The sequence below is a fragment of the Chthoniobacter flavus Ellin428 genome (assembly GCF_000173075.1).
Taxonomy (GTDB): Bacteria; Verrucomicrobiota; Verrucomicrobiia; order Chthoniobacterales; family Chthoniobacteraceae; genus Chthoniobacter; species Chthoniobacter flavus.
This window is the reverse complement of the sequence record NZ_ABVL01000016.1, coordinates 57,328-70,638: the sequence shown is the minus strand read 5'-3', so window position 1 is coordinate 70,638 and position 13,311 is coordinate 57,328. Positions and strand designations below refer to the sequence as shown.

Below are 13,311 nucleotides of genomic sequence, written 5' to 3'. Positions count from 1 at the left end.
TAGCTCCTATTTCTTCTATATTCCCTGTCCGCCAAGGCGGATGGCTCGCGTATCACGATAGGAGAAATAGGAAGAATGGGACCTATAGGAGGTTTAGGATGTTCGCGGGGGCGAAAGCGCCCACAAACGAAGAGAGCGAGCACTCGCGTGCTCGCTCTCTTGAAATACTGCTTTGAAAAATCCCGCCGGCCTTACTTCGCCGTGCTCGCGGTGGCCGTCTTCGGGTTGCGCGAGAGGTCGATAAGGTCGTTGAGGATGTTCAGCGTCTCGCTCTTGATCGGGTCAAAACGCTCCGACTTGTTGGTGCCGTCCTCGTCATCGGCAGCGTTGTCGTCCTCGTTGGTGGTAGCCGGGGCGGCGCCGTCAGCGACCTTCTTGTCCTTCGTGTCGTAGGTGACGAGCTGGAGGTCGGGTTTGTTGACGTTGTCGAGGGTGATGACGTAGGTCTTCGCGTCGGGTTGCTTCACCTTCTCGCGAGCGGCGGCGCGCTTGTCGCGCTTGGCCTTGTCCTCATCGATCTCGGTGCGACGCACCTGGATGTTCAGCGAGACCCGGTTTTCCGCGATGTGTTTTTCCACTTCCGCGAGATCTTCATTGATGTAGTGGAACTCGGCATCAGCGGCCACACGCGCAGCGGAACGCTGGCGGAGGTCATTCTTGAAGAGCGGACGCTCCCACTTGTCATATTCGGCCGGCGGGACGGTGTCATACGGCAGCGGGCCCTTGAGGGCGCTCTCGCCGATCTCTGGACGATCGAAGAGCGAAGGCAGGTGCACGTCGGACTCGACACCCTTGTGCTGCGTGGAGCCACCGGCGATGCGGTAGAACTTCTGGATGGTGAGCTTGAGGGCGCCGGCTTCGTTATTACCGCTGCCGAGGAACGGCATGATGCGGCCGATCTCGAGCATGGTCTGCACGGTGCCTTTGCCGAAGGTGCTCTTGTCGCCAACGATGACGGCGCGGTTATAATCCTGCAGCGCGGCGGCGAAGATTTCGCTGGCCGAGGCGCTGAGGCGATTCGTGCAGACGATCATCGGTCCGTCCCAAGCGACCGACGGGTCGCGATCCTTGGAGACGTGGATGTTGCCATTGCTATCCTTGGCCTGCACGACCGGGCCGCGCTTGATGAAGAGGCCGGTGAGGTTCACCGCTTCCTCGAGCGAGCCGCCGCCATTCTTGCGGAGGTCCATGACGAGGCCCTGGATGTGTTCCTGCTTGAGACGATTGATGAGTGCGAGCACGTCCTTGGTGGTGCTCTTCGCACCCGCGGCGCCGCTGTGCTCCATATCCGCATAGAAGGACGGGAGAATGACCCAGCCGAGGCGGATCGGATTCCCATCGGGACCCGGGCGCTCGATGATCTCGGCCTTGGCTTCCTGTTCCTTGAGCTTGATCTCGTCGCGCTTGATCTCGATGACCTTGCGGACCGACGGATCGGTGGCGCTGGCCGGAATGACCTGCAGACGGACGATGGTGTCCTTCTTGCCGCGAATCATCTCGACGACCTTGTCGAGCTTCATGTCCACGCAATCGACGAAATCTTTGTCACCCTGGGCGACGCCGGCGACTTTGTCACCAACCTTGAGGTGACCATCCTTGGAAGCGGGGCCACCAGGCACGAGTTCGGCGATCTTGGCGTAGCCGTCTTCGGAATGGAGCACGGCGCCGATGCCGACGAGCGAGAGGCGCATGTTGATCTGGAAGTTATCCAGCTCGCTCTTGCTCATGTATTCGGAGTGCGGATCGTAGGTCTGAGCGAGCGTGGTCAGGAAGCCCTTGACGATGTCTTCCTTGGTCTGCTCGTGCAGGTTGCGCAGCACCTGGTCGTAACGGCGGGTGAGCACTTTCACCGGCGTATCGGTGGCGTGCTTGTTCAGCGTCTCCTGCAGCAGTTCCCCCTCGATGCGATCGCGCCAGAGCAGATCGGCCTCCGCTTCGTCCTTCGGCCACGGGGCCTTCTGGCGATTCACCTCGACGCTACGGTTGCTGGTGAAGTCGTATTTCTGGTTGAGCAGGTCCTTGATCTTGGCGATGCGGTCTTCGACCTTCTTCTTGAAGATATTGAAAATGGTAAACGCCGGATCGGGGTTGCCGAGCAGGACGTCGTTGTTCAGCGAATTCCCGTATTTCGCAGTGAGGAGATCGACGTCCTTTTGGGTGAAGTAGAGGCGGTTGTAATCGAGACCCTCGAGATAGTATTTGAGAAAGCGCTGCGAGACCTTCTCATCGAGCTTCATCCGGCTGTAGTGGCCCTGCTCGAGCAATCGACCTACGGAGATCTCAATTTGTCCCGGATCCGGAGTGTCGGCCTGAAGGGGGGTGGCAGCGAGCGCAATGGAGAAAGCCAATGGCGCGCAAAAGGCGAAGAGATGTTTCATCGAACGGAGTTTGGTCTTGGGAAACGGCTGAACAAGGTGACAGAATCCAGCGAAAGAGCAAACCAGACTTCATAAACTTGCAGCCTGGAGCTCATTACTGCTTCGTCACGGGGCGAACTTACGGTTGTTGATAACCGTGCTTACCCATGCAACTCGACTCATTCACCGGCGGAATCTTTGACACCAACTGTTTCTTTCTGCTCAATCACGGAATTCTGATCGATGCGCCGCAAAATGCGGCCGATTGGCTGCAGGAAAAGGGCTATCGGGTGTCGACCCTTTTGTTAACACACGGGCATATCGACCATGTGTGGGACGCGGCCCGGATCCAGAAGGAGCATGAATACGTGGTGGCCTATCATGCCGATACCGAGCAGATGGTGACCGAGCGGGACTTCTTCCGGAGCTATGGGTATGCGTGGGATATTGAGCCGCTGGCCACGCCCGGCGAACATCTGGAGGAGAGTGCTTCGATGCAGATCGAAGGACGGGAATTCCAGGTATTGCTGGTGCCGGGGCATTGCCCGGGGAGTTTATGCTTTCTGGATAAGGAGGCTGGGTTGCTTTATGGCGGGGACACGCTCTTCGCCGGCGGGGTTGGGCGTTGGGACCTGCCCGGGGGGGATGGAGAGTTGCTGTTTCGGATGATCCGGGAAAAGCTCTTTAAGCTGGATGATAATGTCACCGTGCTGCCGGGGCACGGGCCAGCGACGAAGATCGGGATCGAGCGGGAGACGAATCCATACGTGGGGGAGCGGAGCGAGTTTGAGGTGTGAGGAGCGGAGCCCGCGAAGCGCTTCCAAAAAAACGGTCATCCTGAGCGAAGAGAGGGAGTTTAACGACCGAACGAAGTCGAAGGATCTCCAATATCCTTCTTCCTCGCCAGTTCCGCCAAAGCAGGACGAAACGAATAGTCGAGACACATCGACACCTATACCGCTGTATGGCTCCGCACGAAAACCCACAGAAGTCAGAGGTCCTTCGACTCCGCCCGTGCTTCCCCGCTACGATCAGGATGACATCGTTTTTTTGGGGCCGCCCTGAGAGGCGGATTTCCGTTTCGAGCGCGAGGCGAAATCAGCCTACATCCGCTCCGGCGCTTCGATGCCGAGGAGGCCGAGGCCTTGCTTGAGGACCCGGGCGGTTGCGTCGCACAGGGCCAGACGGCTGGTGCGGGTGGCGCCTTCGGATTTCAGTACGGGGCAGAACTCGTAGAAGCCGTGATAGATGGTCGCGAGTTCGAAGAGGTAATTGGCCAGCAGGTTGGGACGGTAATCTTCCAACACAAAGGGCAGGACTTCGCCAAATTGCAGCAGCTTCTTCGCGAGCGAGAGCTCAGCGGGCTCGACCAACTCGACAGCAGTGTTCCCGACCTCGAAAGCCTCCCCAGCCTTGCGGAAGATGGCCCGGATGCGGACATACGCATTCTGCAAATATGGCGCGGTGTTGCCTTGGAAACTGAGCATCTTCTCCCACGAGAAAACGTAATCGCTCTGCCGGTTCGGGAGTAGGTCGGCGTATTTCACAGCACCGAGACCAACCACCCGGGCGATTTCGCGGCGGTCTGCTTCGGAGGCTTCGGGGTTCTTTTCCGTGACCAGCGCGTAGGCGCGCTCTTCGGCTTCGTCGAGGAGATCGACGAGCTTCACGGTGTCACCACTGCGGGTTTTGAAAGGTTTGCCGTCGTCGCCGAGGACAGCGCCGAACCACACGTGGGCCAGGCGCACGGTGGCAGCGAGTTCGGAGTGCCAACGGCCGAAGATGGCGAAGAGCTGCCGGAAGTGAAGCTGCTGGCGGCCATCGGTAACGTAGACGATCTCGGTGGGAGACCAGGTCTTGAGCCGATATTCTAGGGTGGCAAGGTCGGTAGTGGTGTAGTTCGACGCGCCGTCGCTCTTCTGCACCATCGCCGGGTTATCCCGCCAGCCGTCCTTGTCCTTGATAAGGAAGGGATCGTTTTCCGGCTTGCCGACTTGGTCGCTGAAAACGCACCACGCACCTTCGCTCTCCCGCGCAATGCCTCGGTCGCGCAACTGGACGACAACATCCTTGAGCTGGGGATTGTAGAAGCTCTCACCGAGCGTGACGTCGAAGCGCACACCGAGCCGGGCGTAGACGGCATCGAACTGCGCTTGGGAGAGGCGGATCATTTCGTGCCAGAGCTGGAGGTTCTCTTCATCTCCCGACTGCAGCTTCACGAGTTCCTGCTGCGCGGCCTGAAGGGTCGCAGGGTCTGCCTTGCACCGGGCCGAGATGAGCTTGTAGATGCGCTCCATTTCCAGCAACGCGTCGGCAGCGAGGGCCTCTTTGTTCAGCTCAGTCTTCCAGCCGAGGAGGATCATCCCAAACTGCGTGCCCCAGTCGCCAATATGATTGTCGCGAATGACCTTGTGGCCGACGAATTCCGCGATGCGCGAAAGGGCGTCGCCGAGGAAGGTCGAGCGGATGTGGCCGACGTGCATCGGCTTGGCGACGTTCGGAGAGCTGAAGTCGATGACCAGCGTCCTGGCGTGCTCGGGCTGTGGGACGCCGAGGCGGGCGTCGCTGAGGAAGCCGGTAAAATGTTTCGCCAGCCATTCGGGCTTGAGGCGGAAATTGATGAAACCGGCGCCGGCGATTTCCAGGGGCGCGCACATGTCGGCGACGTCGAGCTGGTCGATGATCTGCTGGGCAACCTGGCGCGGATTGGCCTTCTGCTGCTTGGCCAGCACCATGGCGATGTTCGTCTGGTAATCGCCGAAACGGGCGTCATTCGCCGCCTGCACCCTGGCCTCCACCGGGCCGAAGCTGGCGGTGGCTGAGCGGAGTTTCGATTCGAGCAGAGCAGAGATGGTCATGGTGAATGGGGCCACGAAGGCCGGATGAGGTAGGGATGCCGCGCCGCGGCGTCCTTTGGGAGAGAGTCAAACTTTGGAGTGAGGACGGCGGCGGCGTGCCGTCCCGACCGCTCCGCACCGCGAAGACGGCTCAGGGTTTCCCAGCGCCGTCGTTTTCGAAGATGCTCAGGATTTCGCCGGCGGAGACGGCGGTGCCGAGACGCTCGCGGACGTTGCGGTCGTTCAAAAACTTGGCGATCGCGGCGAGGGTGCGGAGGTGGGTCTGGAACTGGTCCTTGGGCACCACGAAGAGGACGATGAATTTGACCGGCGCGTTGTCCAGGGAATCGAACTCGATGCCGGTCATCGAGCGCCCGAAGGCGGCGACCACCTTGTCCACGCGATCGGAGGAAGCATGCGGGATGGCGATACCGAAACCGATGCCCGTGCTCATGGTTTCTTCGCGTTGCCGCAGGGCTCCCAAAACGATATCGCGGTCGGCAGGTTTGACCTGCTTCTGGGCGACGAGGAGATCGACCAGTTCAACGATCGCGCTCCATCGTTCGGTCGACTTCATTTCCGGGAGGATCTGATCGACAGTGAGTAGATTACCGAGCGTCATTGATGAAAGAGTAGCCCTTGGGAAGGGGTGGCCGACTCTAACAATGAAGCTTTCGTTGACAAGCGAGATTTGGACGCCTGCCCGTGGGAGGGATGATCCGGTGAAGGCGGTCGGGCCCACAAGGGCGCCCCCGAGGCACTACGTCCAATCGGCAATCGCCAATCGAAAACCGGCCATGATGGACCATCGACCACCGCGGGACACCTTGGAATCGAAAATCCGAATTCCTTCTCGCCTCACGTCGGGGCTTCCGCCATTTCTCGCACGCATGAAGATTCTTTTTACCGGGAGCGAAATGGCTCCGCTCGCACGCACCGGCGGTTTGGGCGATGTGCTGGAGGCGCTGCCCGCCGCCCTGGCGGCCGATGGCCACGAGGTCAGCGTGGTGCTGCCCTGCTACCGTGGGTTGCCCGAAAGGAAGGATCTGAATGTGAAGAGCACCGGCGTGGAGATCTCGGTCTCGGTGGGCTACAAGCGGTTGCCGGCCGAGGTCCTCGAATGCTCGGTGCCCAATGGCGTACAGGTCTTTCTCCTCAAGCAGGACGAATTCTTCGATCGGACAGGGCTCTACGGGACGGAAGGGCACGATTACCCGGACAATGCGGAGCGTTTCATCTACTTTTCCCGGGCGGTAGTGGAGCTGGCCCGGCGGGCGATGCCTCCCCCGGACATCCTTCATGTGCACGACTGGCAGGTCGGGCTGATCCCGGCGCTGGTGAAAGAGAAGAAGCTGCCGTTCAAGACGGTGCTGACGATTCACAATCTCGCTTACCAAGGCAGCTTTTGGGGGCTCGATTTCGGGCTGACGAATCTGCCCGGGCACTATTTCGGCGCATCCGGCGTGGAGTTTTACGGCAACCTGAACCTGCTCAAGGGCGGCATCGTTTTCGCCGATGCCATCACCACCGTGAGCGAGCGTTATGCGCGGGAAATCCAGACGCCGGAAGGCGGCGCGGGGCTGGATGCGGTGATGCGCGAGCACGCCCACAAGCTCACCGGCATTCTCAACGGCGTGGACTACGAGGTCTGGGATCCGGCGACGGATGAAATGCTGCCGAAGAAGTATTCGGCGAAGAACCTGGCCGGGAAAGAGAAGTGCCGTGAGGCCTTGCTCGAGCAACTCGGCCTGGCGCCGGACCCCACTGGGCCGGTGCTGGTCATGGTCACGCGCCTGACCCAACAAAAGGGCATCGAACTGCTCTTCCCGGTGATTGACCGCCTGCTGGCCGACGACGTGCGGCTGGTCATTCTCGGCGAAGGAGATCTCGGCTTCGAAAGCGAGCTGATGCTGGCCAGCCGGCGTCACGCAGACCGCTTCGCCTTCCGGCCGAACACGGACGAAAAGCTTTCGCATCTCATCTACGCCGGCGGCGATGTCTTCCTCATGCCCTCGCAGTTTGAGCCCTGCGGGTTGAGCGCGATGTATGCGCTACGCTACGGCACGCTGCCGATCGCCCACGCAACGGGCGGCCTCTACGAGAGCATCCAGGATTACGACCCGACCGCCAACAGCGGCCACGGCTTCCTCTTCTACGACTACAACGCGGACGCGTTTTGGGACACGATCATGCGCATGCGCAGTTACTTCACGGACGCGGAGCGCTGGAAGCAACTTCAGTTGCGGGCGATGGCGTGCGATTTCTCGTGGGCCTCGGCCGTGCCGCGCTACGAGGAAATCTACACGCGTGTGCTGCGCGGCAAGAGCTGAGCGCTGGAGGGCGCTGCTCCGTCCTGAGCATTACCCCCATCTTTGCGCGGTGTTTAGACGTCGAGATGGCACCACTGGGAGCGGCGACTTTCCAGTCGCTGACCGAAACAACGCGCGAAACGCCACTCTTTCTCAGGGCACTGCTCCGCAGTGCAGGGCGACAGGAAAGTCGCCCCTCCCAGTGAGCTACAGCCGTATTCCCCCGGGGTCCTAAATCCGAGAAAAAATGCAGGGATTGCTTAGGTCCCTCAGCGCCCACTTCTCCATCTGCAGCGCGCCGCCATCCATATCCCCCGCCCTTCTCCATGCGCGACGAAGAGCCCTCCTTCGTCGCGGCGAAGCCTCAGGAGTATTTGACGCTCTTGCCCGGCTCCATCTCGTAATCCAGCGAGAGAGCCGCGACGGTGTTGGGCTTGATCACATCTGCCACGAACTTCATATAGATCGCCTCGTCGTGGACCATGGCCTTTTTCTCCAGGGACTCGAAATCGAGCGCGATGAAGAAAGGCCATTCGGACTTGGTATCGATATTCTTGCCGCACTTCACGCTGAGGATCTCGGGGATCTTCAGCAACGTCATGCGCGTGGAAAACATGAGCTGCTCCAGCTTGGCCGGACCGACCTCGGGCTGGAGTTTATAGAGCGTGACGGTGTGAACCATGCGGGTTGGATTTGCTCAGAAATACGCGGGCGTGGCTATGACGGAGTGCGAAAAACTTTTTCCGCACCCGCAGCCGCGCCGCGCCGGCTGGTTCAGCGCTTCCAGTCCAGCGCGCCCTTCATGATGGCATAGACATAACCCACGGTGAGCACAGCGACGAAGCTGAGCATGTACCAGAAAGATGTCCGCGCCATGATGGGCGATGTATTCACGATAGATGACCGCCCACGGATACATGAAGACGATCTCGATATCGAAAAGGATAAAAAGCATCGCCACCAAGTAGAACTTCACGCTGAAGCGCGGCTGGGCCTCGCCCACGGCGGGCATGCCACACTCGTAAGCGGAGTCCTTCGCTTTATTCCGTTTGGCCGACTTGCCGAGGATGACGCTGAAAATCAGCGCCGCCGCGGCAAAGCCAATGGCTACGATCACCTGCAAGAAGATCGGCAGATACTCTTTCATACCCTAAAATTCAGACCGGCTGTGAACGTTCTGAAAATCAGGCGGCGGCTGGAGTCGGAGCCGGAGCCGGAGGAGGAGTGGTCTGGAGCGTCGCGAGCTGCTTCGGAATGCCCTTGTACTTCTTGCCGTCCTTTTTCACCATGCCGCGGGCAACCAGGTTCTGAAGCTTTTCATAAGCGCGCAGGCGCAGCATTTCTTCACCGCCACTCGCCGCGTTGCGGGCCCGAAGATTTTCATGGACCACATCGAACAGCTCCTTAAACTCGTACTGGCTCTTGGAAGAAAGAACGGAGGCCAATTCCTCAGTCACCAGATCAGGAAGCCGACGGGAGAAAGCGGTTTTCTTGTGAATAGGCATAGGAAGCGTAGTTTAGCACATCCCGCCCGAATCACGAACGAAATTTTCGCCTTCCCGCAATTTTTGCTTATAACTGAGAGGTTGGCGCCGGGGCCGAAGCGGGTTTCGCGGGCTCAGACGGGGCGGGCGACGGCACGGTCTCAGATTCAGTCTTCGGCGGCTGATCCGTCGGCGGAACCGGCTTTGGTTGTTGTGGTTGCAACAGACTAGGATCGAGCTTTAAGCCGCCGGAAAGCGTGCTCTCGATCATCGGGTACGCCGCCACGAGCGCTCCCCCGAGGGTCACGCCAACGACCTGATTGAAGGTCAACGGGCCCACCGATTCGATGAGCGTGCCATCCGCCGAAACGGACTGCGAATAAACCGCCGGCGAGAGGTGTTTGCTGATCGCCTCGGTACCGGGCAGTTTGCCCGCGTCGAGGTACTTGCCGGAATCCGGCGAGAAGGCCAGCGACATGGCGATGAACGGTCGCAACGTTCCATAAGAGCGTTCTACAAACGCTTTAAGGTCGAGATAGCCATAACCGGAAGTGGGAGCGCTGACCGACTTCGCCGCTTGCACAAAGGCCGGCGTGGCCGCGATCGCCGCCTTGCCGCTCTTGAGCTGCGCGAGACCGGCGAGCACCGCCGGTTGGCTGAAGCCGATGACGAGGAAATGATCCGTAACCGCGACGGTCGGCGAAAACGAGAACAGTCCCTGCGGCGGCGGGCTCTGGTAGAAAGTGACGCCATCTTTTTCCTCACGAGTCCACTGTTGCGGACCGGCCTGCTCCCCCGTGAGCGCCTCGACGAAATTCTTCGCCACGCCCGCATCGCGCACATCCGCGGCGAACAGCGTGGAGGGCTGCGCGGCGCCGGCCGACCAATCGACGATCGTGCCAAATTCCGGACCGAACGCCTTGCCGAAATCGCCCAGCTTCAGCCCCTTGGCGGTGAGCGCATTTTCGAAATTGAGAAAGCCCGGGACCGCCGTGCGGAACGTGCCCATCGACGCGTCGCCCAGATCGAGCGTCGCCGGCAGCAAGGTGGAATAGGTGAGGAAGGTATCCGGATCGCTCAAGGCCAGCGAACTCTGTGCAAGCGGAGCCTCCGGCGCATTGCCCGGGCTGTAGAGGAAGAGCGTGTCGCGCATGAGCGCATCCTCGAATTTCGTCCCCATCGCGATGGCCTGGATCTTCTTCCAATCCGCCACCTGCTTCGCGTCCGGCGGCTGGCCGGCAGCGGTGAGCAGCGAGATGATGCGGTCCGAGATCGTGCCGACGCGGGCGAACATCACCAGTTCGCCATCCGCCGGCAGGTGTGTGGTGCTCTTGCGATAGAGATCGTTGGCGCCGAGCGCTTTTTCGCCGAGACCACGGCCGGCGATATCGATCGTGTGGCGCAGCAATTCCATGTCGTTCGAGACGAGATACCAGTCTTCGCAGAAAGCCTCGCCGATCGTCGTGTCCTGATAGCTGAAGGTCTCGATCTCCGTCTTCCCCTGCATGGTGACGTCGGACTTTCCCGTGGGCCAGTTCTGCTTGAGCTCTGCCCGCGGCTCGGCGAGCAGGGCATCGACATCCTTCTTGTTGCCGTGGAAGGAAAAACCGCCGATGAAACGCGGCGCATTGCCCTCGATGGAGGTGACGGCGATGAAAGCCTCACCCGGTTTCACATTCTGGAGTTGGTCGATCTTCTCGTCCCAAAGTTTCAGTTGCGGGGCATTCGCCTTGGGCTTGGCGAGAAAGGCTTTCACCTCGGGCTCGGCGCCGATCTGCGCCACCGCGGTCTTCGGCCAGCGCTCGGCGGTGCGCTTCAGGTCGGGCAATTGCGCAAAGAAAATCGTCTCCGCCGGCGCGAGTTCGGTGGCCGGCACATGATGCACTGTCTGTTTGTTGAGATACAGGAACGTCACCGTCGCGATAGCCGCGAGGACGATGACTGCCGGAATGACTTTCTTCATAAGGTTTCGGCCGCCAATGAATGCGGAAATTGTGCCGGTGCGAAGTTTATTTCAAAGGGGCTCTCACGGCGATTGATACACCCCGACGGTGCGCATCCCCTTGTCGCTGAGCTCGAAAACCTCGACGCTGATCGGCCAGGTCGATGAGTCAAAGGCGTCGAGCACCATCGGATAGTAGTCCTGGTAATTGCTGGCCAGGACCGGGAAGACGTAGGCGGTAAACCGATTGGGCACGACCAGCATCACCTTGTCGCCGAGGGTGTCGCGGAAGAGATCGAGGAACTTCGGCGCAAGCACCGCACTGCAGACAATCGGCCGATCGGAAGTGAGCTCGGCATACTGGATCACCTGCTTGCGGTCGCGATGATAGTTCGGCTTGAGCGTCGCCAGATCGGCCGCGGCCATAATCGCTCCCCGGCGCTGAATATCCGCGGGGGCGAAGTGCGACTCGTCCCAAGTCTTGCGGGATGGAAAGCGATATTGGTCCCCCTCCAACTCCACCGGCGCGATCACCGTGCGCCCTGCCCCGGGGATCTCCCAAGTGACCTCGCGGTGCATCGATTTCGGCTCGAGGATCACGCGCCAGGAATCGGCGGGAGGAGCGTCCGCCGCGAATAGGTTGCAGCTCAGGGCCAGGAGGAAAACTGCGGCGAGAATTTTGGAACATCCAACATCCAACATCCAACGCCCAACATCCAATGGCGCAAGCGCCCGCGCGGGAGCGTTTTGGAGTGCGGTGCTGCTGCACCGCTTAGGACGGGCTGCCTCACGAAACCGGAATGCCCATGCCGGCAAAAACGTCAGCAATGAAATAAACGCACCGAGGAAGGCCGGCCAGTCATTGGAGGTTGAATGTTGGATGTTGGATGTTGGATGTTCTCCCCAATGATCACCTTTCTCGAAGGCACGCTCGCCGAGGCGTTGCCCACGCACGTCGTCGTCAATGTTCATGGAGTCGGGTATCATGTGCAGATTCCTCTTTCGAGTTACGACAAGCTTCCCGCGGTGGGAGCCTCGATCAAGATTTTAACGCACCTCGCCATTCGCGAAGACGCCCACGTGCTCTACGGCTTCATGACGAACGCCGAACGCGATCTCTTTCGCCTGCTCGTCACCCACGTCAGCGGCATCGGCCCGAAGACCGCGCTCGATGTCCTCAGCGGAACAACGGTGACGAATTTCAAGGCGGCGGTGGTGGCCGGCGACGCCGGACTGCTCGCCAAGACCAAGGGGATCGGCAAAAAAACCGCCGAACGCATTATCGTGGAACTCAAGGACAAGGTCGGCATCGCCGCCGCTTGGGAAGCGGCCAGCGCCTCGCACGCGCCGACGCCGGAGGAAGCGAAGGTCACCGACGCCGTGCTCGGCCTCATCGCCCTCGGCTACAAGCAAGTCGACGCCCACAAAGCCGTGAAGCAAGTGCAGGAAAAGGGCGGGCCAGCAATGACCACCGAAGATCTCGTCCGGCAGGCGCTGAAGATTCTGATATAATCGCCGATGTGAAAATCGACAGCAGGCTTTTCGCACAAATCGCGGCGGTTTTTCTCGCGCTGCCGATTTTGTATGTGGCGGGCAGCGGGCCGCTGCTGCGCGTCAATCTCGGCCAACCGGCCCGGCCCTTTCTCGAGGCCATTTACAGGCCGCTCGATGAGATTACGACCGCCACGCACACGAATGGGCTTTGGAGAAAATACCTCGCATGGTGGGGCGGATATTACCGGCTGCAGGTCTATGATATGTCGCAGTTTGCCAAAGAGGCCGGCCCAGTGGAGTGATTGGGTGTGGCCAAAGACCGCAAGATCCTCGTCCAAACGATCGCTGTGCTCGTGACCGCACCGCTCCTGTATTTCGTGAGTAGCGGGCCCGCACTCCGCTATGTCTCTCGAGCCCAACATCCGCCGAAGGCCATCAAAGGATTTTACGATCCGCTCCTCCATTCGCGAGCGCTGCCGATCCTGTGGAGTCTTCATCAAAGCTATCTCGATTTGCGGGGTGTAAATGTCGTCTATCTTGACTCTGGCATGATCCACGACGCGGTTCTTGTAACCGCCACACCGTGAGTACATTTCATTGGCATTCCCGGCGAATTCAGCGCTCATTTGACCGGGTTCACCGAACCCGGCTACAGCTACCCACTGCGCCACGTCCGTATTCTCGCCAATCATTCGCAATGAGTCTGCAGCTGTCTTCACATTTCTTTCACAACGGTTTGAGGAACACCGTGGCCAACAGAAAGTTGGCGCGTGACGAAGTTCCGGGGAGCGCACCCGTCCCGAGTGCTGGTTTCGGTGTCCCGCCGAAACGAACTTTTTCCCCGCAACGTACCCAAGAGAGCAGTTGAACAATTTTTCTAAGTTCGCG

The 13,311-nt window shown here is 60.0% G+C and carries 13 protein-coding genes; 5 read left to right on the top strand and 8 right to left on the bottom strand.

All coding sequences use genetic code 11. The features are described from left to right. Window positions 1-191: 191 nt before the first annotated feature. A complete protein-coding gene (locus tag CFE428DRAFT_RS22220; protein ID WP_006981902.1) occupies window positions 192-2,378 on the bottom strand; it encodes a carboxy terminal-processing peptidase in 2,187 nt (728 codons plus the stop codon). Window positions 2,379-2,524: 146 nt separating this feature from the next. Here CFE428DRAFT_RS22220 and CFE428DRAFT_RS22215 point away from each other — a divergent pair, with 146 nt between their 5' ends. Beyond that, complete coding sequence (locus CFE428DRAFT_RS22215; RefSeq protein WP_006981901.1) at window positions 2,525-3,154, top strand: MBL fold metallo-hydrolase; 630 nt, start codon at window positions 2,525-2,527, stop codon at window positions 3,152-3,154. 306 nt (window positions 3,155-3,460) lie between these two features. Here the strand turns inward: CFE428DRAFT_RS22215 and argS are convergent, their stop codons facing one another. Together argS and CFE428DRAFT_RS22205 are read right to left on the bottom strand one after the other, a co-directional pair. After that, window positions 3,461-5,215: an arginine--tRNA ligase gene (argS, locus tag CFE428DRAFT_RS22210; protein WP_006981900.1), complete on the bottom strand. Its 1,755-nt coding sequence runs from the start codon at window positions 5,213-5,215 to the stop codon at window positions 3,461-3,463. 130 nt (window positions 5,216-5,345) lie between these two features. After that, on the bottom strand, window positions 5,346-5,816 hold the full coding sequence (locus tag CFE428DRAFT_RS22205; protein ID WP_006981899.1) for a PTS sugar transporter subunit IIA: 471 nt from the start codon (window positions 5,814-5,816) through the stop codon (window positions 5,346-5,348). Between the two features lie 268 nt (window positions 5,817-6,084). On the opposite strand from CFE428DRAFT_RS22205, the gene glgA reads away from it, so the two are divergent. Further along, window positions 6,085-7,524: a glycogen synthase GlgA gene (glgA, locus tag CFE428DRAFT_RS22200; protein WP_006981898.1), complete on the top strand. Its 1,440-nt coding sequence runs from the start codon at window positions 6,085-6,087 to the stop codon at window positions 7,522-7,524. A gap of 343 nt (window positions 7,525-7,867) precedes the next feature. Here the strand turns inward: glgA and CFE428DRAFT_RS22195 are convergent, their stop codons facing one another. The 5 genes from CFE428DRAFT_RS22195 to CFE428DRAFT_RS22175 form a co-directional block, all read right to left on the bottom strand. Then, a complete protein-coding gene (locus CFE428DRAFT_RS22195; RefSeq protein ID WP_006981897.1) occupies window positions 7,868-8,185 on the bottom strand; it encodes a Dabb family protein in 318 nt (105 codons plus the stop codon). Window positions 8,186-8,200: 15 nt separating this feature from the next. Beyond that, the gene (locus CFE428DRAFT_RS41545; RefSeq protein ID WP_006981896.1) at window positions 8,201-8,650 is read right to left on the bottom strand and encodes an NADH-quinone oxidoreductase subunit A; all 450 of its coding nucleotides are present in this window, start codon (window positions 8,648-8,650) and stop codon (window positions 8,201-8,203) included. Between the two features lie 37 nt (window positions 8,651-8,687). Next, window positions 8,688-8,960 (bottom strand): hypothetical protein, encoded by a 273-nt coding sequence (locus CFE428DRAFT_RS22185; protein WP_049975724.1) that lies wholly within the window; start codon window positions 8,958-8,960, stop codon window positions 8,688-8,690. Window positions 8,961-9,075: 115 nt separating this feature from the next. Then, window positions 9,076-10,950, bottom strand: coding sequence for a hypothetical protein (locus CFE428DRAFT_RS22180; protein WP_006981894.1), 1,875 nt, complete (start codon window positions 10,948-10,950; stop codon window positions 9,076-9,078). A 63-nt stretch (window positions 10,951-11,013) separates the two neighbouring features. Continuing rightward, window positions 11,014-11,529, bottom strand: a complete 516-nt coding sequence (locus tag CFE428DRAFT_RS22175; protein WP_131989783.1) for a hypothetical protein — start codon at window positions 11,527-11,529, stop codon at window positions 11,014-11,016. A 306-nt stretch (window positions 11,530-11,835) separates the two neighbouring features. On the opposite strand from CFE428DRAFT_RS22175, the gene ruvA reads away from it, so the two are divergent. The 3 genes from ruvA to CFE428DRAFT_RS22160 are packed head-to-tail and all read left to right on the top strand — an operon-like array spanning window position 11,836 to window position 13,010. Beyond that, window positions 11,836-12,441, top strand: a complete 606-nt coding sequence (gene ruvA / locus CFE428DRAFT_RS22170) for a Holliday junction branch migration protein RuvA (protein ID WP_006981892.1) — start codon at window positions 11,836-11,838, stop codon at window positions 12,439-12,441. Window positions 12,442-12,449: 8 nt separating this feature from the next. Continuing rightward, window positions 12,450-12,725, top strand: a complete 276-nt coding sequence (locus tag CFE428DRAFT_RS22165) for a hypothetical protein (protein WP_006981891.1) — start codon at window positions 12,450-12,452, stop codon at window positions 12,723-12,725. A 6-nt stretch (window positions 12,726-12,731) separates the two neighbouring features. Further along, window positions 12,732-13,010: a hypothetical protein gene (locus CFE428DRAFT_RS22160; protein ID WP_006981890.1), complete on the top strand. Its 279-nt coding sequence runs from the start codon at window positions 12,732-12,734 to the stop codon at window positions 13,008-13,010. Window positions 13,011-13,311 lie beyond the last annotated feature (301 nt).

Bases quoted from the DNA above. Each gene is read 5' to 3' on its own strand.
- CFE428DRAFT_RS22220 (WP_006981902.1), bottom strand. From the start codon at position 2,378: ATGAAACATCTCTTCGCCTTTTGCGCGCCATTGGCTTTCTCCATTGCG.
- CFE428DRAFT_RS22215 (WP_006981901.1), top strand. From the start codon at position 2,525: ATGCAACTCGACTCATTCACCGGCGGAATCTTTGACACCAACTGTTTC.
- argS (WP_006981900.1), bottom strand. From the start codon at position 5,215: ATGACCATCTCTGCTCTGCTCGAATCGAAACTCCGCTCAGCCACCGCC.
- CFE428DRAFT_RS22205 (WP_006981899.1), bottom strand. From the start codon at position 5,816: ATGACGCTCGGTAATCTACTCACTGTCGATCAGATCCTCCCGGAAATG.
- glgA (WP_006981898.1), top strand. From the start codon at position 6,085: ATGAAGATTCTTTTTACCGGGAGCGAAATGGCTCCGCTCGCACGCACC.
- CFE428DRAFT_RS22195 (WP_006981897.1), bottom strand. From the start codon at position 8,185: ATGGTTCACACCGTCACGCTCTATAAACTCCAGCCCGAGGTCGGTCCG.
- CFE428DRAFT_RS41545 (WP_006981896.1), bottom strand. From the start codon at position 8,650: ATGAAAGAGTATCTGCCGATCTTCTTGCAGGTGATCGTAGCCATTGGC.
- CFE428DRAFT_RS22180 (WP_006981894.1), bottom strand. From the start codon at position 10,950: ATGAAGAAAGTCATTCCGGCAGTCATCGTCCTCGCGGCTATCGCGACG.
- ruvA (WP_006981892.1), top strand. From the start codon at position 11,836: ATGATCACCTTTCTCGAAGGCACGCTCGCCGAGGCGTTGCCCACGCAC.